Origin of the sequence: Streptomyces sp. CA-135486 (assembly GCF_050936555.1) — a bacterium.
Taxonomy (GTDB): domain Bacteria; phylum Actinomycetota; class Actinomycetes; order Streptomycetales; family Streptomycetaceae; genus Streptomyces.
The window spans coordinates 690,718-713,515 of record NZ_JBNJMM010000002.1 but is presented as its reverse complement, the minus strand read 5'-3'; the positions used below and the strand labels follow the sequence as shown (position 1 = coordinate 713,515).

24 protein-coding genes and 1 pseudogene are annotated in these 22,798 nt (G+C 69.1%); 10 read left to right on the top strand and 15 right to left on the bottom strand.

The annotated features are described in order from the left end of the window. Window positions 1–4 precede the first annotated feature (4 nt). Together mqnP and ACQEVG_RS22475 are read right to left on the bottom strand one after the other, a co-directional pair. Entirely contained in the window at window positions 5–907 is a 903-nt protein-coding gene (mqnP, locus tag ACQEVG_RS22480; protein ID WP_432986757.1) for a menaquinone biosynthesis prenyltransferase MqnP, read from the bottom strand. Continuing rightward, on the bottom strand, window positions 904–2,355 hold the full coding sequence (locus ACQEVG_RS22475; RefSeq protein ID WP_432986755.1) for a menaquinone biosynthesis decarboxylase: 1,452 nt from the start codon (window positions 2,353–2,355) through the stop codon (window positions 904–906). Before ACQEVG_RS22475 ends, mqnP begins: the two co-directional genes overlap by 4 nt. Before the next feature lie 89 nt (window positions 2,356–2,444). Between ACQEVG_RS22475 and ACQEVG_RS22470 the strand changes: the two genes are divergently transcribed. Beyond that, entirely contained in the window at window positions 2,445–2,840 is a 396-nt protein-coding gene (locus ACQEVG_RS22470) for a PLD nuclease N-terminal domain-containing protein (protein ID WP_432986753.1), read from the top strand. A 1-nt stretch (window position 2,841) separates the two neighbouring features. Then, window positions 2,842–3,726, top strand: a pseudogene (locus ACQEVG_RS22465) (LysR family transcriptional regulator); the annotation flags it as partial. Here ACQEVG_RS22465 and ACQEVG_RS22460 read toward each other — a convergent pair. Continuing rightward, window positions 3,692–4,660: a DMT family transporter gene (locus ACQEVG_RS22460; RefSeq protein ID WP_432986751.1), complete on the bottom strand. Its 969-nt coding sequence runs from the start codon at window positions 4,658–4,660 to the stop codon at window positions 3,692–3,694. The pseudogene ACQEVG_RS22465 and the gene ACQEVG_RS22460 overlap by 35 nt on opposite strands. A 99-nt stretch (window positions 4,661–4,759) precedes the next feature. Here ACQEVG_RS22460 and ACQEVG_RS22455 point away from each other — a divergent pair, with 99 nt between their 5' ends. Further along, complete coding sequence (locus ACQEVG_RS22455) at window positions 4,760–5,206, top strand: nucleoside deaminase (protein ID WP_432986749.1); 447 nt, start codon at window positions 4,760–4,762, stop codon at window positions 5,204–5,206. Further along, window positions 5,190–6,137 (top strand): isopenicillin N synthase family dioxygenase, encoded by a 948-nt coding sequence (locus ACQEVG_RS22450; protein WP_432986747.1) that lies wholly within the window; start codon window positions 5,190–5,192, stop codon window positions 6,135–6,137. Before ACQEVG_RS22455 ends, ACQEVG_RS22450 begins: the two co-directional genes overlap by 17 nt. A 24-nt stretch (window positions 6,138–6,161) precedes the next feature. Here the strand turns inward: ACQEVG_RS22450 and ACQEVG_RS22445 are convergent, their stop codons facing one another. The 8 genes from ACQEVG_RS22445 to hemL all read right to left on the bottom strand — a co-directional run bounded on the left by ACQEVG_RS22445 (window position 6,162) and on the right by hemL (window position 14,410). Next, the gene (locus tag ACQEVG_RS22445; protein WP_432986745.1) at window positions 6,162–6,722 is read right to left on the bottom strand and encodes an SRPBCC domain-containing protein; all 561 of its coding nucleotides are present in this window, start codon (window positions 6,720–6,722) and stop codon (window positions 6,162–6,164) included. A 37-nt stretch (window positions 6,723–6,759) separates the two neighbouring features. Then, a complete protein-coding gene (gene ccsB / locus ACQEVG_RS22440) occupies window positions 6,760–7,842 on the bottom strand; it encodes a c-type cytochrome biogenesis protein CcsB (RefSeq protein ID WP_432986743.1) in 1,083 nt (360 codons plus the stop codon). Further along, on the bottom strand, window positions 7,839–9,506 hold the full coding sequence (gene resB, locus ACQEVG_RS22435) for a cytochrome c biogenesis protein ResB (RefSeq protein WP_432986741.1): 1,668 nt from the start codon (window positions 9,504–9,506) through the stop codon (window positions 7,839–7,841). Before resB ends, ccsB begins: the two co-directional genes overlap by 4 nt. A 5-nt stretch (window positions 9,507–9,511) precedes the next feature. Then, complete coding sequence (locus ACQEVG_RS22430) at window positions 9,512–10,249, bottom strand: cytochrome c biogenesis CcdA family protein (protein ID WP_432986739.1); 738 nt, start codon at window positions 10,247–10,249, stop codon at window positions 9,512–9,514. Between the two features lie 31 nt (window positions 10,250–10,280). Beyond that, window positions 10,281–10,886 (bottom strand): TlpA family protein disulfide reductase, encoded by a 606-nt coding sequence (locus ACQEVG_RS22425; RefSeq protein ID WP_432986737.1) that lies wholly within the window; start codon window positions 10,884–10,886, stop codon window positions 10,281–10,283. 68 nt (window positions 10,887–10,954) lie between these two features. Beyond that, a complete protein-coding gene (locus ACQEVG_RS22420; RefSeq protein ID WP_432986735.1) occupies window positions 10,955–12,193 on the bottom strand; it encodes a hypothetical protein in 1,239 nt (412 codons plus the stop codon). A 220-nt stretch (window positions 12,194–12,413) separates the two neighbouring features. Further along, the gene (locus ACQEVG_RS22415) at window positions 12,414–13,097 is read right to left on the bottom strand and encodes a histidine phosphatase family protein (RefSeq protein WP_432986733.1); all 684 of its coding nucleotides are present in this window, start codon (window positions 13,095–13,097) and stop codon (window positions 12,414–12,416) included. After that, a complete protein-coding gene (hemL, locus tag ACQEVG_RS22410) occupies window positions 13,094–14,410 on the bottom strand; it encodes a glutamate-1-semialdehyde 2,1-aminomutase (RefSeq protein ID WP_432986731.1) in 1,317 nt (438 codons plus the stop codon). The genes ACQEVG_RS22415 and hemL overlap by 4 nt, the downstream gene beginning before the upstream one ends. Before the next feature lie 274 nt (window positions 14,411–14,684). Here hemL and ACQEVG_RS22405 point away from each other — a divergent pair, with 274 nt between their 5' ends. Further along, entirely contained in the window at window positions 14,685–15,245 is a 561-nt protein-coding gene (locus tag ACQEVG_RS22405) for a hypothetical protein (RefSeq protein ID WP_360874495.1), read from the top strand. Between the two features lie 199 nt (window positions 15,246–15,444). On the opposite strand, the gene ACQEVG_RS22400 is transcribed toward ACQEVG_RS22405, so the two are convergent. Continuing rightward, window positions 15,445–16,023, bottom strand: a complete 579-nt coding sequence (locus ACQEVG_RS22400) for a TIGR03086 family metal-binding protein (protein WP_432986729.1) — start codon at window positions 16,021–16,023, stop codon at window positions 15,445–15,447. Window positions 16,024–16,087: 64 nt separating this feature from the next. On the opposite strand from ACQEVG_RS22400, the gene ACQEVG_RS22395 reads away from it, so the two are divergent. Then, on the top strand, window positions 16,088–16,921 hold the full coding sequence (locus tag ACQEVG_RS22395) for an AraC family transcriptional regulator (RefSeq protein ID WP_432986727.1): 834 nt from the start codon (window positions 16,088–16,090) through the stop codon (window positions 16,919–16,921). 23 nt (window positions 16,922–16,944) lie between these two features. Here ACQEVG_RS22395 and ACQEVG_RS22390 read toward each other — a convergent pair whose 3' ends face one another. After that, entirely contained in the window at window positions 16,945–17,565 is a 621-nt protein-coding gene (locus tag ACQEVG_RS22390) for a hypothetical protein (protein WP_432986725.1), read from the bottom strand. Between the two features lie 45 nt (window positions 17,566–17,610). Here ACQEVG_RS22390 and ACQEVG_RS22385 point away from each other — a divergent pair, with 45 nt between their 5' ends. The 3 genes from ACQEVG_RS22385 to ACQEVG_RS22375 all read left to right on the top strand — a co-directional run bounded on the left by ACQEVG_RS22385 (window position 17,611) and on the right by ACQEVG_RS22375 (window position 19,940). Further along, the gene (locus ACQEVG_RS22385) at window positions 17,611–18,144 is read left to right on the top strand and encodes a GNAT family N-acetyltransferase (RefSeq protein WP_432986723.1); all 534 of its coding nucleotides are present in this window, start codon (window positions 17,611–17,613) and stop codon (window positions 18,142–18,144) included. Between the two features lie 203 nt (window positions 18,145–18,347). Then, window positions 18,348–19,193, top strand: a complete 846-nt coding sequence (locus ACQEVG_RS22380; RefSeq protein WP_432986721.1) for an NAD(P)H-binding protein — start codon at window positions 18,348–18,350, stop codon at window positions 19,191–19,193. Between the two features lie 12 nt (window positions 19,194–19,205). Continuing rightward, a complete protein-coding gene (locus tag ACQEVG_RS22375) occupies window positions 19,206–19,940 on the top strand; it encodes a Mut7-C RNAse domain-containing protein (protein ID WP_432986719.1) in 735 nt (244 codons plus the stop codon). A gap of 40 nt (window positions 19,941–19,980) precedes the next feature. Here the strand turns inward: ACQEVG_RS22375 and ACQEVG_RS22370 are convergent, their stop codons facing one another. Further along, a complete protein-coding gene (locus tag ACQEVG_RS22370; RefSeq protein ID WP_432986717.1) occupies window positions 19,981–20,484 on the bottom strand; it encodes a MarR family winged helix-turn-helix transcriptional regulator in 504 nt (167 codons plus the stop codon). Between the two features lie 190 nt (window positions 20,485–20,674). On the opposite strand from ACQEVG_RS22370, the gene ACQEVG_RS22365 reads away from it, so the two are divergent. Next, window positions 20,675–21,439 (top strand): SDR family NAD(P)-dependent oxidoreductase, encoded by a 765-nt coding sequence (locus ACQEVG_RS22365; RefSeq protein ID WP_432986715.1) that lies wholly within the window; start codon window positions 20,675–20,677, stop codon window positions 21,437–21,439. 95 nt (window positions 21,440–21,534) lie between these two features. On the opposite strand, the gene ACQEVG_RS22360 is transcribed toward ACQEVG_RS22365, so the two are convergent. Next, window positions 21,535–22,749, bottom strand: coding sequence for a hypothetical protein (locus tag ACQEVG_RS22360; RefSeq protein ID WP_432986713.1), 1,215 nt, complete (start codon window positions 22,747–22,749; stop codon window positions 21,535–21,537). Window positions 22,750–22,798: the final 49 nt, after the last annotated feature.

The following is a 22,798-nucleotide window of genomic DNA, read 5'->3' as shown; positions in this document are numbered from 1 at the left end:
CCGGTCACACAGTGAGGCCGCGCACCAGCAGATCGAGCAGCGCGCACAGGAAAAGGGCGATCCCGATCGCACCGTTCACCGTGAAGAACGCGCGGTTCAGCCGGGACAGGTCGTGCGGGGTCACGATGGAGTGCTCGTAGAGGAAGGCCACCGAGACGATCACCAGGCCCGTCCAGAAGAACCCACCCGCGTCCGTCGCCAGGGCGTACCAGACCAGCAGCACCGTCGTCACGACGTGCGAGGCCCGCGCCCCGTACAGCGCCGCCGGGATGCCGAAGCGCGCCGGGACCGACATCACGCCGTGCGCGCGGTCCGCCTGGACGTCCTGGCAGGCGAAGATCAGGTCGAAGCCGCCGATCCAGACACCTACCGCGAGACCGAGGACCACCGCGTCCCAGGACCACTGCCCGGTGATCGCGATCCAGGCGCCGACCGGGCCCATGGCCTGGGCGAGACCGAGGATGGCGTGCGGGAAGTTCGTGAACCGCTTGCCGTACGGATAGACCACCATCGGGATCACGGCGATGGGGGCGAGCGCGAGACAGAGCGGGTTCAGCGCGGCCGCCGCGCCCAGGAAGACCACGACCGCGATCAGCGCGCCGGTCCACGCGGACCGCACCGAGACCGCGCCGGTCACCAGCTCGCGCCCGGCGGTACGCGGGTTACGGGCGTCGATCTCGCGGTCGATGATCCGGTTGCAGGCCATGGCGAACGTACGCAGCCCGACCATGGCGAGCGTGACCAGCAGCAGCCGTCCCCAGTGGATGTTCTGGTCGAGCCGGAACATCGCGGTGAGGGCCGCGATGTACGCGAAGGGCAGCGCGAAGACGGAGTGCTCGATCATGACGAGCCGCAGGAACGCCTTGGTCCTGCCCGGTCCGGGTACCGCTGCGGCGGCGCTGGTCACAGCCCGTACTCCTTCCAGCGGCGGTCGACCTTCGCCGCCGTCTCGGGGTCGGACTCGACCATGTCCGGCCAGCCGCCGTCCCGGACGTACCCCTCCTCGGGGAGCTTCTTCGTCGCGTCGATGCCCGCCTTGCCGCCCCAGAACTGCTGGTACGAGGCGTGGTCGAGATGGTCGACCGGGCCCTCGACGACGGTCAGGTCACGGGCGTAGTCGGTGTTGCCGAGCGCCCGCCACGAGACCTCGTGCAGATCGTGCACGTCGCAGTCCGCGTCGACGACCACGATCAGTTTCGTCAGCGACATCATGTGCGCGCCCCAGATCGCGTGCATGACCTTCTGCGCGTGCTTGGGGTACTTCTTGTCGATCGAGACGATCGCGCAGTTGTGGAAGCCGCCCGACTCGGGCAGGTGGTAGTCCACGATGTCCGGCACGATGATCTTGAGCAGGGGCAGGAAGAACCGCTCCGTCGCCCGCCCCAGCGGCCCGTCCTCCGTCGGCGGCCGGCCGACCACGATCGACTGGAGCAGCGGCCGCGTGCGCATCGTGACGCAGTCGATGGTCAGTGCCGGGAACGGCTCCTGCGGCGTGTAGAAGCCGGTGTGGTCGCCGAAGGGGCCTTCCGGCAGCATCTCGCCGGGCTCCAGCCAGCCCTCCAGGACGACTTCGGCGTTCGCCGGGACCTGGAGCGGCACCGTCTTGCAGTCGATCATCTCGATCCGCTTGCCCTGCACAAAGCCGGCGAAGAGATATTCGTCGATGTCGCCGGGCAGCGGCGCGGTCGACGCGTACGTCACCGCGGGCGGGCAGCCGAAGGCGATCGCGACCGGCAGCCGTTCACCGCGCTTGGCCGACACCTGGTAGTGGTTGCGGCTGTCCTTGTGAATCTGCCAGTGCATGCCGATGGTGTTCCGGTCGTGGCGCTGGAGGCGGTACAGACCGAGATTGCGCACCCCCGTCTCCGGGTGCTTGGTGTGCGTGAGGCCCAGGTTGAAGAAGGACCCGCCGTCCTCGGGCCAGGTGAACAGGGCGGGCAGCTGGAACAGATCGACGTCGTCACCGCGCAGGACCACCTCCTGCACCGGCGCGTTCTTCACCTTCTTCGGCGGCACGTGAACCATCGTGCCGAGCTTCCCGAAGGCCTCGCGGACCCCGACGAAGCCGTGTGGCAGCTCCGGCTTGAGCAGACCGCCGATCTTGTCGCTGATCTCCGAGTAGGACGTCAGGCCGAGCGCCTTGAGGAGCCGGCGGTCGGTGCCGAAGACGTTCATCGCGAGCGGCATGGCCGACCCGCGTACGTTCTCGAAGAGCAGCGCGGGTCCGCCCGCCTTGTTCACGCGGTCGACGATCTCCCCGACCTCCAGACAGGGGTCGACCTCGGCCTTGATGCGCTTGAGGTCTCCCTCGCGCTCCAGCGCCCGGAGCAGGGAGCGAAGATCGTCGTAAGCCATGCGGTCCAGTATCCGGTACCCGCTACCCTGGCCCGGTCACCGGGGCCCGCCGCGCCCCGCCATCGCTCCCCCGGGGGGATTGCACGACCATGCTCCGGTATCTGCCCTTCCTTCTGATCCTGGCGCTGTGGATCTACGCGTTCATCGACTGCCTGAACACCCCCGAGGAGGAGGTCAGGCATCTGCCCAAGGTGGCCTGGGTCATCATCGTGCTGCTCTTCGGCGAGGTGCTGATCGGCCCGATCGCCTGGCTGGTGGCGGGCAGGGCGCGCCGGACTCCCAGCGGCGGCAGCACACCCTCCGAGTGGCACCGCAACCAGCGCACGGAGTGGGTCGCGCCCGATGACAACCCCGACTTCCTCAAGTCGCTGAAGGACGAGAACAAGAAGGACGAGTCGCTCCTCAAGGACTGGGAGGCGGATCTGCGCCGCCGCGAGGAGGAGCTCAAGCGCCGCGAGAACGGCGACGATCCCAAGCAGCCCTGACGTGGAACTGCGCCTGCTGGTCACCTTCGAGAAGGTCGCCACCGTCCTCAGCTTCACTCGGGCGGCCGTGGAGCTGAAGTACGCCCAGTCGAGCGTGACCAGCCAGATCCGCTCGCTGGAGGCCTCGCTCGGTACGGAGCTCTTCGACCGGCTCGGCAGCAGGATCAGGCTCACCGAGGCGGGCGAGCGGCTACTGCCGTACGCCCGGCGGATCATCGAGCTGAACGACGAGGCCCGGGCCGCCGTCACCGGCGCCGATGAGCCCGCCGGGACGATCAACATCGGCACCATGGAGTCGCTGACGTCCTACCGGCTGCCCGCCCTGCTCGAGTTGTTCCACCACCGCTATCCGCAGGTGAAGCTGTCGCTGCGGCCCACGCTGGGCGACGAGACCCGGCAGGCGCTGCGCCGGGGCGGGTACGACATCGGCTTCCTGATGGAGCGCGAGACGGAGCACGCCGGGTTGGAGACCGTGGTGCTGACCGCCGAGCCGCTGGTGCTGGTCTGCGCGCCCAGCCACGCCCTCGTAGCGGCCGCGCGGCTCGCCACCATCGATCTGGCGGAGGTCCAGCTGGTGGGTACGGAGCCGGGCTGCCCCTACCGCGATCTCTTCGAGGAGGAGCTGCGCGAGAGCACCGGCTCTCCGCCGCCCTTCATGGAGTTCGGCACCCTCGAGGCGACCAAGCGGGGTGTGGCCGGCGGGCTCGGCGTGGCGCTGCTGCCGCGGATGACGGTCCGTCAGGAACTCGCGACGGGAACGCTCGTCGCACTGCCCTGGGAGCCGCCGTTCCAGCTGTCCACCCAGGTGGCATGGCGGGAAGGGAAGCGACTGCCGCGCCATGTGCGGCTGTTCATCGACGAGACGATGCGACTGGTGCGGGAGCAGGAGCAGGACTCGGCGAACCAGCCGGATCTGCCGAACCGGCCGAGTCTGCCGAACGAGCCACGGTGCGCGGCGACTTGGCGAGGCTCACCTTGAGGCTCGCCAGCACGATCAGCGGGACGCCGAGTGCCTGCACAAGGCCGATGTGGTGTCCGTACACCGCCCAGTCGGCGACCATCGCGACGGCCGGGTAGGTGAAGGCGAGCACGGCGATCTTCGTGGTGGGCAGCTTCTGGTACGCGGAGTACATCAGCACGTACATCAGCCCGGTGTGGATGAGCCCGAGACCGATCAGCCAGCCCCAGTCCGCGCCGGTACCGCTCATGGCGCCGAAGTCCGCGAAGGGCAGCAGCAGCGGGATGCCGACAAGGACCTGGACGAGGGCGATCAGGTGGGGGCGTACACCCGTGATGCGCTTGGTGACGATCGTCGAGAGGCCGTAGAGGAGCGCGGCGGCGAGTGCCTGGCCGACGCCGAGCAGATAGGTGCCGTCGCCGCCGGCGAAGTCGGCCGGTGTCACCCCGGAGACCAGGATCAGACCGGCGAAGGCGAGCCCGATCCAGCCCGCCTTCGCCGCGGTCAGGCGCTCACGGAAGAACAGGGCGCCCAGCAGCACCACGTAGAACGGCTGGGTGTGATAGACGACGGTCGCCACCGAGATCGACGTGTTCTCGTACGACTCGAAGAGAAACACCCAGTTGAAGACGATGAACAGACCGCCGAGCGCGGCCAGTGAGAGCTTCTTCGGGGTGAGGCCGTGGCCGCGGAAGTAGCCGCGGGCCAGCGCGTAGCCGCCCAGTGCCAGGGCGCCGAAGAGGACGCGGAAGAACACGACGTTGAACGCCGAAGCGCCGGACTCGACGACGAAGATGCCGAGCGTGCCGGACAGGACCATGGCCGCGGTCAGTTCGAGGGTGCCCTTGCTCTCTGTGTTCATGGCCATGACGCTACGAGCGGGGCCCGGGCCGGTCCACGAGCCAGTGGGGCGTCCTGCCGATGGCCCGATCGGCACCGCCGATGGCATACGTTTCGGGGTGTGTACGAGACGTGGCTGGCGACAGCCGTCGAGGAAGCGCGGGCCGGGCTCGCCGAGGGCGGGATCCCGATCGGTGCCGCGCTGTACGGGGCGGACGGGAGCGTGCTCGGACGCGGCCGCAACCGGCGCGTGCAGGACGGTGATCCGTCGATGCACGCCGAGACGGCGGCTTTCCGGGCGGCCGGGCGGCAGCGCTCGTACCGGGGTACGACAATGGTGACGACGCTCTCCCCCTGCTGGTACTGCAGCGGTCTGGTCAGGCAGTTCGGCATCTCCCGGGTGGTGATCGGCGAGGCGGTCACCTTCCACGGAGGGCATGACTGGCTGGCCGAATGCGGCGTGGAGATCGTGCTGGTGGACGACGGCGAATGCAGAAGCCTGATGCGTGACTTCATCGAGGCCAACCCCGAGCTGTGGAACGAGGACATCGGTGACTCAGACGACTGAGGTGGCTGGACCCAGGATCCCCACGATCGATCTGCGCCCCTGGTTCTCCGGGGACCCGGCAGCCCGCGCGGGGATCGCCGCGAGCGTCGACCGGGCCCTGCGGACCGCCGGATTCCTGCTGGTCACGGGGCACGGTGTCGACCCGGGGCTGCGGATGGAGATCCGGAAGGCGGCCGGTGAGTTCTTCCGGCTGCCGCAGGAGGCGAAGGAGCCGTACGCCGTGCGGGTCGGCGGACGGGGCTGGCTGGGCCCGGGCGCGGAGGCCAACGGCTATGCGGAGGGCACCGAGACCCCGCCGGACCTGAAGGAGTCGCTGTCCTTCGCGGCCGAGGACCCGACCGGTGACGCCGCGGTGGACGCCGAGTGGTTCCTGCCCAACACCTGGCCGGGCGAGGTGCCGAGGCTCAGGACCCTGGTGGAGACGTATCTCGGGCAGATGCGTGACCTGTCGGACCGCCTCCTGGAGCTGCTCGGTGTCGCGCTGGGCGAGCCGGAGACCTTCTTCACCCGGCACACCACGCATCCGACCTGGGGCTTCAATGTGAACTGGTACCCGAGCCGGGAGCGGCTCGGCGAGCCGCAGCCGGGCCAGTTCCGCATCGGTCCGCACACCGACTTCGGCACGGTCACGGTCCTGGACCGGCAGGCGGGCAAGGGCGGACTCCAGGTCTTCACGGACGAGGGCGGCTGGGAGGACGCGCCGTACGACCCGGACGCCTTCACCATCAACATCGGGGATCTCATGGCCCGCTGGACCCAGGGCCGCTGGCGCTCGGGCCGGCACCGGGTGCTGCCGCCACCGGCGGACGTACCGGCCGAGGAGCTGATCTCGCTGGTCTACTTCTACGAGTGCGACCCGGGCACGCAGGTGCGGGGCATCGACTCGCACACCTATCTGCGGGCCCAGCTCGACGCGATCACGACGGGCTGACCCCAACCTGTCTCCCCCCACGCCTCAATCGCCGACGGGGCTCGAATTTCCGCCGTACTCCACCGCCGCGTACTCCGACCGCAGCTGCTCCCACCGGTCCGGCGTCCACCCGTCCCAGTCCGCGCCCGTCATCGGCCGCCCCTCCAACGCCGCAGCCAGCAGCTCGAAGTGGTGGTGCCAGCCCGCCAGGTTGTCCAGCCGCAGCTCGTCCGTGCCCCGGAACTCATTGGTGAAGCGGAGCGTCGTGCCCGCGGCGCCGTCCGCGTCGTAGGGCTCCAGATGGAAGCGGATCCGGCCGTGGACACTGACCGTGTACTCGGCGACCCGCTCCATGTCCCACGCCGTGACGGTGCCCTCGGCGACCGTGTGGCGGCCCTCCGCATCCGCGTTGAGCCAGTGCAGCGCGACCGCCCCGCCGATCCGCGGTTCCAGGACGTCGGCGGCGGCCAGCCAGGTCGGCAGGCCCTCCGGCGTGGCGACCGCCGCCCAGGTCCGGATCACCGGGTGCGGCAGACGCAGCTCGAAGTGGAGATGTACGTCGCCGTCCCGGGTCTCGCTGGTGCCGTACGGGATCGCGTCGCTCATGGCACCAGCGTCGCTCCCGGGCGGCGCGTCCGCTACCTCAGACCCCGGCGTAGGAGTGCTTGCCGGTGACGAAGATGTTCACGCCGTAGTAGTTGAAGAGCCAGCAGCCGAAGGCGATGAGCGCCAGGGTGGCTGCCTTGCGGCCCTTCCAGCCTGCGGTGGCGCGGGCGTGCAGATAGCAGGCGTACGCGACCCAGGTGATGAAGGACCAGACCTCCTTGGGGTCCCAGCCCCAGTAGCGGCCCCAGGCGTCGCCGGCCCAGATCGCGCCCGCGATGATCGTGAAGGTCCACAGCGGGAAGACCGCGGCGTTGATGCGGTACGAGAACTTGTCGAGCGAGGCGGCCGCGGGCAGCCGCTCCAGGACGGACCGGGCGAAGGAGCTCGGGTTGCCGCCGCTCGCCAGCTTGTTCTCGTAGCTGTCGCGGAACAGGTAGAGGAGGGTGCCGACGGCGCCCAGGTAGAAGACCGCGCCGCAGAAGATCGCGGTGGAGACGTGGATCCACAGCCAGTACGAGTGGAGCGCGGGCACCAGCTGGTCGCTGTCCGTGTACAGCCAGGTGGTGGCGATGCCGAGGTCCAGCAGGACGGTGGTGACCAGCAGCAGCCCCATCCAGCGGACGTTCTTCCGGGCGAGCAGGAAGCCGAGGTACGCGCCGACCGCCACCGTGGAGAAGGTGATGGAGAACTCGTACATGTTGCCCCAGGGGGCCCGCTGCACCGACAGCGCGCGGGCGACGACGCCGGCCGCCTCGATGAGGAAGGCGAGGACGGTCAGCGAGACGGCGATCCGCCCGTACAGGTCGCCCTTCTCGGTACCGCCGGCCGCGCCGGGGCCGTCCGGGACGTCCCGGGTGCCGGCCGCGGAGCGGGTGACGATCTTCGGCTTGTCCAGTACGGCGGTGCCGCCGCCCTGCTGCTTCACCTGGACCGTGACCGAGGGGGCCGTGGCAGCGGTGCCGGTCAGCGCGGCGGCCGTGCGGCCGACCTTGCTGCGGCTGCCGAAGACCCATTCCGCGATGTGCGCGAAGAAGGCCAGCATGTACACGGCCATCGACGAATAGACCAGCATGTTGCTGATGTGCGCCAGATTTTCGTTGGTAGCGGCGGCGAGAGTCACTTCTCAGCCCCTTCGGCAGGTACGTCTTCGGGTTCAGGCGCGGTCGGCGCCTGTGCATGCAGAGTCATGACCAGGTCGGCCAGCTCTTCGGGGAGCTTGGGGGACTCACTGCGCCCCAGCCCCGCCATCTCGACGACGGTGACGCCGTCATCTCCCCGTACGGCCTTGGCCCAGACCCGGCGGCGCTGGATGAACAGCGAGCCGACCAGACCCCCGATGGCGGCGATCGCACCGGTCAGCGCCCAGCCGTTGCCGGGCTGCTGCGAGATCTGGAAGCTCGCCCACTCCTTCACTTCCTTCTCGAAGGTGATGGAGCCCGCACCGCCCGGCAGGGTCATCTTCTCGCCGGGCAGCAGCCGCGCCTTGACGATCTGACCCTTCGCGTCCTTGAACTGCTTCATCTTGCTGGTGTCGAGCTGGTAGACGTTCTGCGGCAGACCCGCGTCCACGCCCAGGCTGCCGTGGTAGCCGGTGAGCGCGAGCACCGGGAACTCGAGTCCCGGGAACTGCGAGAACATCGTGCCCTTGCCCACACCGCCGAAGGTCGGGACGAAGAAGGCCTGGAAGCCCAGCTGGTCCTTCTTGCCGTTCTTGTCGCGGTAGCCGTCCATCACCTTGATCGCGCCGGTCGAGGTGACGTTGTTGTCGATGGGCAGCAGCGGCACCGCGCCGCTGAAGACGACCTTGCCCTTGCCGTCCCGGACGGTGACGACGGGCGCATAGCCGTGGGACAGCAGGAAGATCTTGGTGCCGTCGATGACCAGGGGCTTGTTGACCTGGATGACGGACTTCTTGTCCGGGCCGTCCGCCCGCGAGTAGGTGACGTCGGCCTCGAAGGTGCGCGGGGTGCCACGCTGCGGCCCGTCCTTCTGGTACGTGCCGGTGAACTTGTCCAGCTTGAAGCTGAACGGTACGAGGTCGTCCGTGCTGTACAGCGATCCGGACCTGAAGTCGTCGTACAGGATGAGGGTGTTGGAGAACCCTTCGCCCTCGACGATCAGCTTGCCGCCCTCGGACTTGAGGAGCTGTCCCGCCGCGAAGGCGACCAGCATCACGATCAGCGCGATGTGGAAGAGCAGGTTTCCGGCCTCGCGCAGATAGCCCTTCTCGGCGGCGACCGCGTCACCGACGGTGTGGGCGCGGAAGCGGCGCTTCTTGAGCATCGCGAGGGCGGCCTCACGCACCTGCTCGGGCTCGGCCTCCGTACGCCACGTCGTGTACGCGGGCAGCCGGGTCAGCCGGCCGGGGGCGCCCGGCGGGCGGCCGCGCAGCTGCCCGACGAACTGCCAGGAGCGCGGCACGATGCACCCGATGAGGGAGACGAACAGCAGGATGTAGATCGCCGAGAACCAGACCGAGCTGTAGACGTCGAAGAACTGCAGCTTGTCGTAGAGCGGCGAGACCGTCGTGTGCGCTTCCTTGAAGGTCCGCACCTTCAGCTCGTCCACGCTGTTCTGCGGGATGAGCGAACCGGGGATCGCACCGAGCGAGAGCATGAAGAGCAGGATCAGCGCGACCCGCATCGAGGTCAGCTGCCGCCAGAACCAGCGGGTCCAGCCGATGATTCCGAGGGTGGGCCCGCCGATGAGCTCTTCCTGGGGAGCGGTGGAGAGCTGGGACCCGGCCTCGCCGAATTCCTGCTCTGTCGCTTCTGTCTTGCTCATCGAACTCAGATCCCCACCGTGAAGCCGTTGGACCAGCTCTGCATGCCCTGCACCAGGCTGTCCCAGACGCCGGTCAGCAGCAGCAGACCGGTCGCGATCATCATGACGCCGCCGATCCGCATCACCCAGGCGTAGTGGCGCTTGACCCAGCCGAAGGCGCCGAGCGCCTTGCGGAAGGCCACCGCCGCGAGCACGAAGGGCAGCCCGAGACCGATGCAGTACGCGACGGTCAGTATGGCCCCCCGGCCCGCGCTCGCCTGCTCGGCGGCCAGCGCGTTCACGGACGCGAGCGTCGGTCCGATGCACGGCGTCCAGCCGACGCCGAACAGCGCGCCCAGCAGCGGGGCGCCCACCAGGCCGGTCACCGGCCGCTTGTGGATACGGAATTCCCGCTGGGTGAGCCAGGGCATCAGCCCCATGAAGAAGACGCCCAGCAGGACCATCAGCACCCCGAGGATCTTGGAGAGGGTCTCCCGCTGTCCTTGCAGGGTGGAGCCGAAGTAGCCGAAGAGCGCCCCGCCGGAGACGAAGACGGCGGTGAAGCCGAGTACGAAGAGGGAGGCTCCCGCGACCATCCGGCCCCGCCTGGCCTCGGCCAGATCGCTGCCGCTGACCCCGGTGACGTACGAGAGGTAGCCGGGTACCAGGGGCAGCACGCAGGGCGAGAAGAACGAGACGAGCCCGCCGAGTACGGCGATGGGCAGGGCGAGTACGAGCGCCCCGCCGAAGACCGTCTCATTCATGCCGGGAGCGGCGGCGAGAACATGCACAGGATCACTTCTCCGCGATCAGCGGATCGATCATCTTGCGGAGTTCCTCGTCGTCGAGCGCCTTCAGCGAGCGTGCCGCGATCTTCCCCTCACGGTCCAGCACGATCGTGGAGGGAATGGACTGCGGATTGAGGCTGCCCCTGGGGAAGCCATTGACGATCAGTTTGCCCACCGGGTCGTACAGGCTCGGATACGCGATCCCGTAGTCCTCCTCGAAGGCGAGCGCCGGGCCCTTGTTGTGGTCGCGGGTATTGATCCCCACGAACTCCACGCCCTTGTCCTTGGTCTCCTTGGAGACCTTGGAGAAATACGGCGCCTCGGCGCGGCAGGGCGGGCACCAGGAGCCCCAGACGTTCATCACGACGACCTTGCCCTTGAGGTCGGCGATGTCGAGCTGCTTGCCTTCGAGGGTCTCGCCGGAGAGCTTGTGGGGAGCCGTCCGCTCCCCCTTCGCGACGGTGGAGATGCCGCCGGTGTTGGTGACGAAGTTGGTGTTGCCGCCACCGCCGGACTTGCCGTTGGAGTCACCGCTGCAGGCGGACAGGGTGAGCGCGCCGGCGGCGACCACGGCGGTCAGCACGGCTGCGCGAGGGGCACGACCAAGGCTCATGTGAAAAGTTTCGCATGGCCCTTGCGGGGATCTTTCCGCGACCCCCTGGGTGCCCGTAACGCACCTTGTCAAGCTGCCTTAAAGAATGCGTTCCAGCCGCCGGCCGGCGACTGACCCACCTCGAGCGTGCGAAGCCTGGCGAGCACCTGCGGGTCCTGGACGTCGAGCCAGTCGCAGAACTGCCGGAAGGAGACCAGCCGTACGTCCTTCTTGCCGGCCATGCCCTTGAGAGCCTCCTCGACGGCGTCCATGTAGATGCCGCCGTTCCACTGCTCGAAGTGGTTGCCTATGTAGAAGGGCGCGCGATTGGACTCGTAGGCGCGAGTGAATCCGGCGAGGTAGGCGTCGGTGGCCTGCCTCTTCCAGCCGGGATAGCGCTCGGGCATGCCCTTGGTCGAATTCTGCGACTGATTGGCGAGGATGTTGTAGTCCATCGAGAGCACCTCGAAGGAGTGCCCCGGGAACGGCACCTGCTGGAGCGGCAGATCCCACAGGCCCTGGCGCTTGACGGGCCACGTCTGGCGGCCGCCGGGCGAGCTCGCGTCGTAGCGCCAGCCGAGCTTCTTCGCCGTGGGCAGCAGCTTGTCCTGGCCGAGCAGACAGGGCGTGCGGGCGCCGACGAGTTCCTTGCGGTAGTCGAAGGGCAGCGGATCGATGTCCTTCCAGCCGGTGTTCGTACGCCACTCGGTGACGAACTTCACAGCCTGGTCTATCTCGTTCTGCCAGTCCGTGGGCGACCAGTTGCCGACCGATCCGGAGCCGCCGCAGAAATGCCCGTTGAAGTGCGTGCCTATCTCATGGCCGTCGAGCCACGCCTGGCGTACGTACTTCAGCGTCTCCTTTATGTGACCGTCGGTGAGATAACCGATGTCGGACGCGCCGATTCCATTGTTCGGCGGGCGGTAGAGCGTCTTCTTCGACTCCGGGAGCAGATAGAGCCCGGAGAGGAAGAACGTCATCGCCGCGTCGTGGTTCTTCGCGAGTTCGAGGAAGCGCGGGAAGAGACCGTTGCCGACCTCGCCCGCTCCGTCCCAGGAGAAGACGACGAATTGCGGCGGCGTCTGTCCAGGCTCAAGCGGAATGGGCTTCGGCGGCTGGTTGGGCTGCTTTCCGGTGTCGGACGTCGAGCCGTCACCGATGGGCCGGCCCTCGGGCTTGGACGGCGAGGGCTTCCCTCCGTCACCATCCTTACCAGGTCCGGTATGTCCGCCTACGTCCAGGCCGGACGAGCCGCAGCCCGCGATCGAGATCGCGGCCGCGGCTCCAAGTCCCGCCCCCAGCAAGCCCCTTCGACTGATGTCACGCATATCTGTCGTCCCCCATCCGCCCTCTCCCGGGTCGGGAGAGCTCGTCCAAACCGGCAATGGTTTAGATGCGAAATGGAAGACGGGGGTTCCGAAGGACTCGCACTCGTTTTCGTGAGCGTCCGTGAGGAACTGCTCAGCCACTGCTCACGGACTGCTCACCGATCTGCGGGTCCACGTATGCGCTACCACGCGCCCTACTGTGCGCGGTACTTGCGCCGTGCTATGCGCCGAATGCTTTGGCCTTGCCCTTCACGGGCTTTGCCCCGGCGAGAAGATGAGCCGGAACAAGATCACGTGCGGGCTCGCTGTAACCGACGGAGACAATCCGGTCGCCCTGATACGTGAATGTGGTCAGCGATGCCAGAGTGCACTGCCGCCGCCGCGGATCGTGCCAGAGCCGGCGCCGCTCGACAAAACTCCGCACGATCCAGATCGGCAGCTGATGGCTGACGCAGACGGCCTCGTGGCCGCGCGCCGCGTCCCGCGCCGCACCCAGCGCACCCATCATCCGTACGACCTGATCGACGTACGGCTCCCCCCACGACGGGCGGAACGGGTTGGTCAGATGCCTCCAGTTGGCCGGCTTGCGCAGCGCGCCGTCGCCGACGCCGAAGGTCTTGCCCTCGAAGACATTCGCCGCCTCGATCAGCCGGTCGTCGGTGTCGAGAGTGAGGCTGTGGCTCTTGGCGACCGGGGTCGCCGTCTCCTGTGCGCGCTCCAGAGGTGAGGAGACGACATGGGTGATGTCGCGGTCGGCGAGATGCTCGGCGACCCGGTCGGCCATCTGCCGGCCGAGCTCGGAGAGGTGGTAGCCGGCCCGGCGGCCGTAGAGCACACCGTCGGGGTTCTCGACCTCGCCGTGCCGCAGCAGATGGACGACGGTGATGTCCTGGTTGTCGCTCATGCCGACACCTCCGTCGCCTCGGCGGCGGCGCGGGCGGCGGCGGGCAGCGCGGCGGCGATCCGCTCGATCGCCCGGTCGTCGTGGGCGGTGGAGACGAACCAGGACTCGAAGGCCGACGGCGGCAGGTAGACGCCCTGGGCGAGCATCGAGTGGAAGAAGGCGGTGAAGCGGAAGGACTCCTGCTTCTTCGCGTCCTCGTAGTTCCTGACCTGAGAGCCGGTGAAGAAGACGGAGAACATGTTGCTCGCCGTCTGGAGCCGGTGGGCCACGCCCTCCTTGCTCAGCGCCTGGATCACAAGATCCTGGATCTCGGCCGAGACGGCGTTGACCTTCTCGTACGCGGCGTCGTCCAGCAGCCGCAGCTGCGCCAGACCGGCAGCCGTCGCGATCGGGTTGCCGGAGAGCGTGCCCGCCTGGTAGACGGGGCCGGCCGGGGCGAGGTGCGCCATGACGTCCTGGCGGCCGCCGAAGGCCGCCGCGGGGAAGCCGCCGCCCATGACCTTGCCGAAGGTCATCAGATCGGGTACGACACCGTCGACGCCGTACCAGCCGGCCTTCGAGGTACGGAATCCGGTCATGACCTCGTCGGAGATGTACAGCGCGCCGTTGTTCGCACAGGCCGCCTTGAGGCCTTCGTTGAAGCCGGGCAGCGGCGGTACGACGCCCATGTTGCCCGGCGACGCCTCGGTGATCACACAGGCGATCTCACCGGGGTGCGCGCGGAAGGCCTCGTGCACCGCCGCCAGATCGTTGTACGGCAGCACGATGGTGTCCCCGGCCTGCGCGCCCGTGACTCCTGGGGTGTCCGGCAGCGCGAAGGTCGCCACGCCCGAGCCGGCGGCGGCGAGCAGCGCGTCCACATGGCCGTGGTAGCAGCCGGCGAACTTCACGATCTTGGTCCGGCCGGTGAAGCCGCGGGCCAGCCGGATCGCGGACATCGTCGCTTCGGTACCGCTGGAAACCAGCCGTACCTGCTCGACGGGGTCGATCCGGTCCACGATCTCCTCGGCGAGTGTGACTTCGCCCTCTCCGGGCGTGCCGAAGGAAGTGCCGCGGGCGACCGCCGACTGCACCGCCTCGATGACGGCCGGATGGGAGTGCCCGAGGATCATCGGCCCCCACGAGCAGACAAGGTCGACATACTCGCGTCCGTCCGCATCGGTGAGGTATGGGCCGTTTCCGGACACCATGAACCGGGGCGTACCGCCCACGGCTCGGAAGGCGCGGACGGGAGAGTTGACGCCGCCGGGCGTCACGAGGGACGCGCGGTCGAAAAGCGACTGCGAAACTGGGGCTTCGTATGAATACGCCACTTTGGTCCTGATCTGCGATTCGGGTGTTCGGTGGGGCCGGGAGAGAGGATCTCGGCCACCGGTGAGCAGGGAGCGCGGTCTCCTCGTATTACGAAAGGGCGTCACCCCGCTCGCGTCTGCGAAACTGGGGCGACATTGGGAAAGCTCACGGAATCCATGGTGTCAGAGGCCCCGACGTTCTTGCGGACTGGTGTTTCACAGTACGTTCGTGGGGGAGGTCACTGTCACGATGATCGGGTTGCGCGGCGGGGGCTGCGAGTGGTCGGGTGGAGATATGCATCGCGGTGGCGGACTGGGCGAGGGGACCGACGACCTGGGTCCTGAGCCTGCCCGGCGTGGAAAGCACCGGCGAGGCGACGCGGGCGCGCACGAGCCCTTGGGAAGCAGGAGCGGCCGAGTGGGGGTGACCTACAAATACTTCGGCGCGCCTGACGGAGCCACGGCCGCACGGGTGCCGATTTCGATGCGCCCGGAGGAATTGGGCGGCGACGAGCTCGGCATGGGCGGGATGTTCGCCAAGATCAAGCCGGAGACGATAGCCGCGATGGTGCTGACCGGCATCCAGGGCATGCCGCTGAACAAAGTGCCGCCGCTGGAGCTGGTGGTGCTCCACCCCGACTACGCGGTGGTCAAGCTTCCGATGACGGTGGTCGACCCGCTGCGGGACATCGGCGAGGAGTCCGTGGGTGCGGCGGCCTTCATCTGGTCGACGGTCCCGGACCGGGGCGGCCCGCGAGACGCGTTCAATGTCTACCAATTGCTGCACGAATGGCAGGATTTCAGCCACCGTCTGCATGAGGCGGGGCACCAGCCGTACTGCCTGGTGTGGCCCTGAGCCGGCAGCCCGGGCAGGGCGTTGGCGGCCTGAACGAGCGGCAGATCGCACGGTGGCGACGCCCCGCCGGGTGAACGCGAGCGCCGCCTGGTGAAGCCGCCGCCCGGTGAAGCCGAGCGCCGCCCGGTGAAGCCGCCGCCCGGTCCGTCGCGGGCTGCTCCGGCCGCCCGGGGTGCCGGGCCGCCCGGTCCGACGTCGGCTACTCGGACGGCTTGGGCTGCCAGTGCGGGTCACGGCCGGTCAGGGCGAGCACCCGGTCGAACGCGGACGCGTCGTCGCCCACCTCGACGGGCTCGCCGAACACGCCGCCCTGCCGTGCCATCGGCGCCATCTCCGCGAGCGCCGGCCCGATCTCGTCGACCACGGCCGGATCCGGCGTGAACTCCTGCCCGGTGGCGCGGGCCAGGTCCCAGGCGTGCACGGTCAGATCGCCCAGCACCATGTTGCCGACGGTCCTGGCCGGGAAGCCCATGCTCCCGGTGGTGCCTTCCTCGGCACCGGGTGCCGCCCACGCCACGACGAGTGCGGCGGTCTCGTCGGCGAACCGGCCTCGCCAGTCGCCCTCCATGTAGTGCGGCTCGGAGGTGAAGTCGGAGTCCTGTTTCGCGGCCAGCCTCTGGAAGTTGATCACGACCTGGATGAGGTGATCGGTCAGGCTGCGTACGTCGTACTCGACGCACGGCGTGGGGTCGGACAGCCGGTCGTCGGCGATGCCGCGGACAATCGGAACGGCACGCTCCGCCGCCGCGTCGAGCAGCTCACTGATGGTCTTCGTCATCCCTCGACAGTAGGACGCCACAGGCACCCTGCGTATTGAACAAACGCGACATAGGATCCCCGTCATGGCAGGCCCGCGACGCGACAACAGGGGAATCGTCGAGGCCCGCGAGCTCTTCGCGCGGGTCGATTTCCGCCGCCGCGAACCGGCCCCCGAGCTGCGTCCGTATCTCGAGCACTACTGGCTCATCGACTGGGAGCTCTCGGAGCCATATGCCTCCCATGTGGTGCCGCATCCGTCCGTGAACGTCGTCTTCCAGCGGTACGGCGACGAGCCGGCGTGGGGCGAGGTCGCGGGCGTCGGCCTGGGGCTTTTCACCCAGAAGCTTCAGGGCCGGGGGCGGGTGTGCGGGGTGCAGTTCCGCCCCGGCGGCTTCCGGCCCTTCGCGCCCCGGTGGCCGGTTTCCGACTGGACGGGGCAGCGGGTGCCGGTCACGGACGTGCTCGCGGGTGCGGATGACCGGACGGCGGGGGCGATCATCGGGCCGGAGGCGGAGGACGCGCGGGTGGCCGCCCTGGACGCCTTCTTGCTGGGACTGGAGCCGGCGGCGGACCCCCAGGCACTGCGGGCGATGATGCTTGTCGATCTGGTGCGTAGGGACCGTACGATCCGGCGCGTCGCCGAGCTCGCGGCGGCGGAAGGAGTGTCGTCGCGTTCGCTGCAGCGGCTCTTCGCTGCGTACGTCGGCGTCGGACCCAAGTGGGTCATCCTGCGCTACCGCATCCATGAGGCGCTTGAGCGGGCCGAGTCGGGCGAGGATCCGGTGAGCGACGGTGCGCCGGACTGGGCGGAGCTGGCCGCCGAACTCGGCTACAGCGATCAGGCGCATCTCGTGCGGGACTTCACCGCGACGGTGGGGGTGCCGCCGACGGCGTACGCACGCCCGGCCCCGGGATAGCCCTCAGCAACTCTCAGTGGATCTCAGTAGCTTTCGGTGACTCCGACCGCCCCGGTTCCGTTGGCTGCGGCATACCGCAGCACCCGCAGCGGCCCGTCCAGCAGCGTGCTCGCGTCGAAGCCGGAGTCGTCACTCATGGCCGACATCCAGGCATTGATGCGCGCGAGGATCTCCGTACGGCGGGGCCCGTGGACGGCGAGCACGGACTCGGCGTGCGGGAGGACGGCCCGTACTTCGGCGGCGGTCAGCAGGAAGTCGCCGAACCAGCCGGGGAGCCGGGCGGCAGCCTCCGCCCCGAGGCCGTAATAGAGGGCGGTGGCGGGGTCCCCCTTGCGGGCGGCGGCGACAAACGCAGCGCTGCCTTCGGCCGCACGGAGGAGGTCCATGCCCGCCTCCTTCATGGCGATCACGGCCGGTGCGCTCGGGCCGACGCTGCGCGCGAAGGCGGCGAAGCGGAGCGCGGCGGGCGTGGGTTCGGGCGTGAAGTACGGCTCGCGGTCGCCGCCACTGAGCCACCACGCCAGGTCATCGGCGTAGCCGGGAGGCATGGTCCACTCCCCCTCCAGGTGGGCGAAGCGCCCGGGCAGGGCGACGACTTCGGCGTCGGACACGGCACCGATCACCCACACACCGGTGAAGCTCATCCTCGGGACCCCCGGTTGTCAGACCTGCGTCTTACAGTGCGTGACATGGAGATCAAAGCACCGGAGGTACGGATCGAGCCATGGTCCGAGGACGACTTCGACCTGCTGCACGCTGCGAACGCACCGGAGTTGATGACGCACCTGGGAGGCCCGGAGACGGAAGAACAGCTGATCACGCGGCATCAGCGCTATGTGGAGCTGAGCTCCGACCGTACGGGCAGGGGCCGGATGTACCGCATCGTCCTGGCGGAGACAGGTGAGGCGGCCGGCGCGGTCGGCTTCTGGGAGAAGCCGTGGCACGGACAGCAGGTGTACGAGACGGGCTGGAGCGTCCTGTCCGCCTTCCAGGGCAGGGGAATAGCGACGGCGGGCGCGGTGGCGGTCGTCGGGGAGGCACGGGCGGAGCACAAGCACCGCTATCTGCACGCGTTCCCGCCCCCTGACAACGGCCCCTCGAACGCGGTGTGCAGGAAGGCGGGCTTCGAGCTGATGGGCGAGTGCGACTTCGAGTACCCGCCGGGCACCGTGGCGACGTCGAACGACTGGCGGCTGGACCTGCAGGCGCCTCCGCGAGGCTAGGCCCCCGGCAAGGCGGGGCGGGCTCACGCGCACTTAATGTGCTTGACGGGCAGGCACCTCTTCACGGATATTTATCTGCGTCACGCAGATTCTGCGCAACATCGCCTAATTGAGCGTTGCGACTGCGTGCCCCCTGCCCTCGGAGCGGCCTCTCCGCGTCGTCCGAGCCGCATCGCACACAACTCCCTTAAGGAACCTCAGTCATGACCGTGCTCGTCACCGGCAGCCGCGGCAAAGTCGGCTCCACCCTCATCACGCTCCTGCACCAGGCCGGAGCCGATGTCCGCGCCGCATCCGCAGCCCCCGAGAAACTCAGCCTGCCCGCGGCCGCCGGCGCCGTGAAGTGCGCCCTCGACGATCCCGCGACCTTCCCGGCCGCCCTCGACTCCGTCACCTCCGTGTTTCTGTACGCCGAGCCGTCGCACATCGGCGCCTTCCTCGACGAGGCCGTGGCCGCGGGCGTCGAACACATAGTGCTGCTCTCGTCGAGCTCCGTCCTCGACCCCGACGCCGCGGACAACCCGATCGCCGCGTCCCATCTCGCGGTCGAGCAGGCGCTCGCGGCCTCGCCCGTCGAGAGCACCGTCCTGCAGCCCGGCGCCTTCGCGGGCAACGCGCTCCAGTGGCGCTGGGCACTGGAGTCCCAAGGCTCGATCGACCTGCCGTATCCCGGCAGTTACGGCGATCCGATCCACGAGCGGGACATCGCAGAGGCCGCGCTCGCGGTGCTCACCCAGCCGCGGCTGCGCGGCAGCACGTACCACCTGACCGGCCCCGAATCGCTCACCTTCACCGAGCAGCTCGCGATCCTCGAACGCGCCGTCGGCAGCCCCTTCCCCTTCAACACCGTGACGCGCGAGGCCTGGAAGGAATCCATTGCCGGTTACCTGCCCGGCGCCTTCGCCGACGGACTGCTCAACTACTGGGCCTCGACGGACGGTTCGCCCGCCCCCCTCACCACGACCGTCGAGGAACTGACCGGCCATCCCGCCCGCACCTTCGCCGACTGGGCCGAGGAGAACGCGGATGCCTTCCGCGCCGCCCGATGACATGCTGGCGGCGTGAACGGACCGGAAATCCACCTCAGCGTCGCCCCTGAGCTGCGCCTCTTCATCCCGTCGGAGCGCCGGCAGGGGCGTACGGCCCTCGTCACCGACGGATCGTCGACGCTCGGCCATGTCATCGAGTCGCTGGGCGTCCCGCTCACCGAGGCGGGCCGGCTGCTCGTCGACGGCCGCGAGGTGGCCGTGTCCCACATCCCGAGCGCGGGCGAGAGCGTCGAGGTCCACGGCGTCGAGCGGCCGCAGCAGGTCCCCGGCGCCCCGCTCCGCTTCCTGCTCGACGTCCACCTCGGCACGCTGGCGCGGCGGCTGCGGCTCCTCGGCGTCGACGCCGCGTACGAGAACGAGGACATCGGCGACCCTGCGCTCGCCACCCTCTCGGCGAAGGAGCGGCGGGTGCTGCTCTCCCGGGACCGCGGGCTGCTGCGGCGACGGGAGATCTGGGCGGGGGCGTACATCTACAGCGACCGGCCGGACGACCAGCTCCGTGACGTACTGGAGCGGTTCGCGCCCGCGCTGGCGCCGTGGACCCGCTGCACGGCGTGCAACGGGCGACTGGCGGACGCCGACAAGGACTCGGTCCAGGACCAGCTGCAGCAGGGCACGCAGCGCTCGTACGACGTGTTCGCGCAGTGCACGGCCTGCGACCGGGTGTACTGGCGGGGCGCGCACCACGCCCGCCTGGAGGCCATCGTCGAGGAGGCCGTGCGGGAATTCGGCGGGGCCGCCGCATAGTTCACCGCCGCGCGCGGGCGCGCCCACGGCCTCGGCACGGTCAGAACTCGCCGCCCCGCAGGCGCTCGATCTGCGCGGCACTGAGCTCCACGGTCCGTCGCATATGGGCGGTGAGGAGGGCGATCTCCTCGTCGCTGTACGCGGCGAACATGGCGTACCAGGAGCCGTTCAGCTTCTCCCACACCGCGCCGAGCTCCGCCATCCGCTCGGGCACCGGGGTCACCAGCACCCGCCGGCGGTCCTCGGCGTCACGCTCACGCGTGACATACCCGGCCCGCTCCAGCCGGTCGACGAGCCGCGTCGCGGACCCCGTGGTCAGCCCGGTGAGCTCGGCGACCCGCCCGGTGGTGACAGGACCCGGTTCGAGTCCCAGCAGATTGAGGCACTGGAGATCGGTGGGGTGCAGCCGCAGATGGTCGGCGAGGGCCTGGTTGAACAGGGCGTACGAGGCCATGTAGCGCCGCGAGGCGGTGGACAGCTCGTCCATCAGCCTGCTGCGCCCGGTCAGCAGCGCGTCGCGCCCGGCCGCGTTCTTCTGCGTCATGCAGAGATTGTACGGACCAAATGCCCTGCGGCTGCTCCGCCGTCAGATACCGCTGAATCGTCGGTGCCGGCCAGGCGATCACCGGGCGTTGATCATGTACGGCCCCCGGGGCCGCTGAGACCAGAAGCCGTCCGCCGGGTGGGCCGCCTATCCTGGCCGTATTGTCGATCACACGCGCGAGGAGCAGGACATGACCGCCGCTGGGACCCCCGTCGCCGTCGTCACCGGAGCCAGCAGCGGCATCGGCGCCGCCACCGCACGCAGGCTCGCCGCGGCCGGGTACCAGGTGGTTCTGACCGCCCGCCGCAAGGACCGCATCGAGGCTCTCGCCGACGAACTGACCGGCGCGGGGCACCGTGCCACCGCGTACGCCCTCGATGTCACCGACCGTCCGGCAGTCGACGAGTTCGCCGCATCCCTGGACCGCTGTGACGTCCTCGTCAACAACGCCGGCGGCGCCCTGGGTGCGGACCCCGTCGCCACCGGCGACCCCGCCGACTGGCGTCAGATGTTCGAGGTCAACGTCATCGGCACCCTCAACACCACCCAGGCCCTGCTCCCGGCCCTCACCGCGAGCGGCGACGGCACGGTCGTGGTCCTCTCCTCCACCGCCGGCCACGCCACCTACGAGGGCGGCGGTGGCTATGTCGCCGCCAAGCACGGCGCCCACGTCCTCGCCGAGACCCTCCGTCTGGAGATCGTCGGCACCCCGGTCCGGGTGATCGAGGTGGCCCCCGGCATGGTCAGGACCGAGGAGTTCGCCACGACCCGCTTCCGCGGCGACGAGGAGAAGGCCGCGAAGGTCTACGCGGGAGTGGCCGAGCCGCTCACGGCGGAGGACGTGGCGGACACCATCACCTGGACGGTCACCCGCCCCTCCCACGTCAACATCGACCTTCTGGTGGTCCGCCCGCGCGCCCAGGCCTCCAACGCCAAGGTGCACCGCAAACTCTGAGGCCGGCCCCGGACAGGGCTGACGCGGATGCGGCTTCGGCCGCCGTTGATCCCCCGACGGCGGCCGAACCGGATTCCTCGCGCTGTGTCAGGGGTTCACCCCTTGTTCTGCTGCACTGCGGCGGAGGCGACCGCGTCACAGCCAGGAACGTCGCCCTCGCAGTTGGTGGGCTCGTTCTCGGTGACGCTGCTGTCCTCGTCGAGCGTGACGACGCCCCCGGCCCAGTTGTTGATGCCGCCACCGACACCGGCGGCGCGGTTCTCCGAAACCTTCGTGCCTTCGAGCGTCAGCTCGGCGGTGTCGGCGCCCGCCTCCTGCTCGTTGTTGATGCCGCCGCCGTCCCGGCCCGCCTGGTTCTTCTTGACCCAGCTGTCCGTCAGGGTCGCGGTGCCTTCGTTGTTGATGGCACCACCGTCCCGGCCCGCCACGTTGCGGCTGAAGGTGGTGGCCAGAACGTCCAGCGTCGCGTCCTCACCGTTGTCGATGGCGCCGCCGTCGATGCCGGCCCAGTTTTCGGTGATCTTGCTGTTGTCGATCGTGGCAGTGCCGAGGTTGTGGATGGCGCCGCCGTCGTCGTCACGGGCCACGTTATTGACGATACGGCTGCCGTCGATGGCCAGCGTGCCCCAGTTCTCGATGCCGCCGCCGTCCTCCTCCGAGGAGTTGCCCGCGATGGTGGAACTCTTGATCGTCAGGGTGCCGTCCGCGTTGTTGCTGAGACCGCCGCCGTCCCCGGCGTCGGTGTCGGCGTCGAAGACCGCATTGTTGATGACGCGGCTTTCGTCGAGGGTGACGTCCCCTCCCTCGTTGGAGATGCCGCCGCCGTTCCCGGTGGCCTGGTTACCGGCGACAGTGCTCCGTAGCAGCTTCAAGGTGCCTGCGTTCGCGATCCCCGCACCGTCCCCGTCGACGAGGCCACCGGCGACCGTGACCCCCTTGAGGGTCAGACTGCCTCCCTCGTTGACGGCGAGGAGGCGGAACAGCGAGGCGCCGTGCTGCGAGGACCGGATCAGGGTCGAGTCCTTGCCGAGGATGGTGACGTCGCCCGTGATGGCAGGCAGGGCGTTGCCGGAGTCCTCGAAGTCGTCCTCGAAGCGGTAGGCGCAGCGCTCTGCGAGCTTGATCGTGCCACCGTCGATGTTCGCCTGGTTCACCGCGTCGATGAGTCCGGCGACGTCGCCGCAGTCGATGCTTACGCCGCTTACGTCGTCGCTTCCGTTCACCGGCTCGGCCGCGGCCGGTACTGCCGCCGCGCACAGACCCAGGCTCGCCATCAGAGCGGATCCAGCAAGCACGAGACGCTTATTCATGCGTTTTCTTCCTCTCGGTTCAAGCGGCCCGCCACCCTCCCCCCTCCGC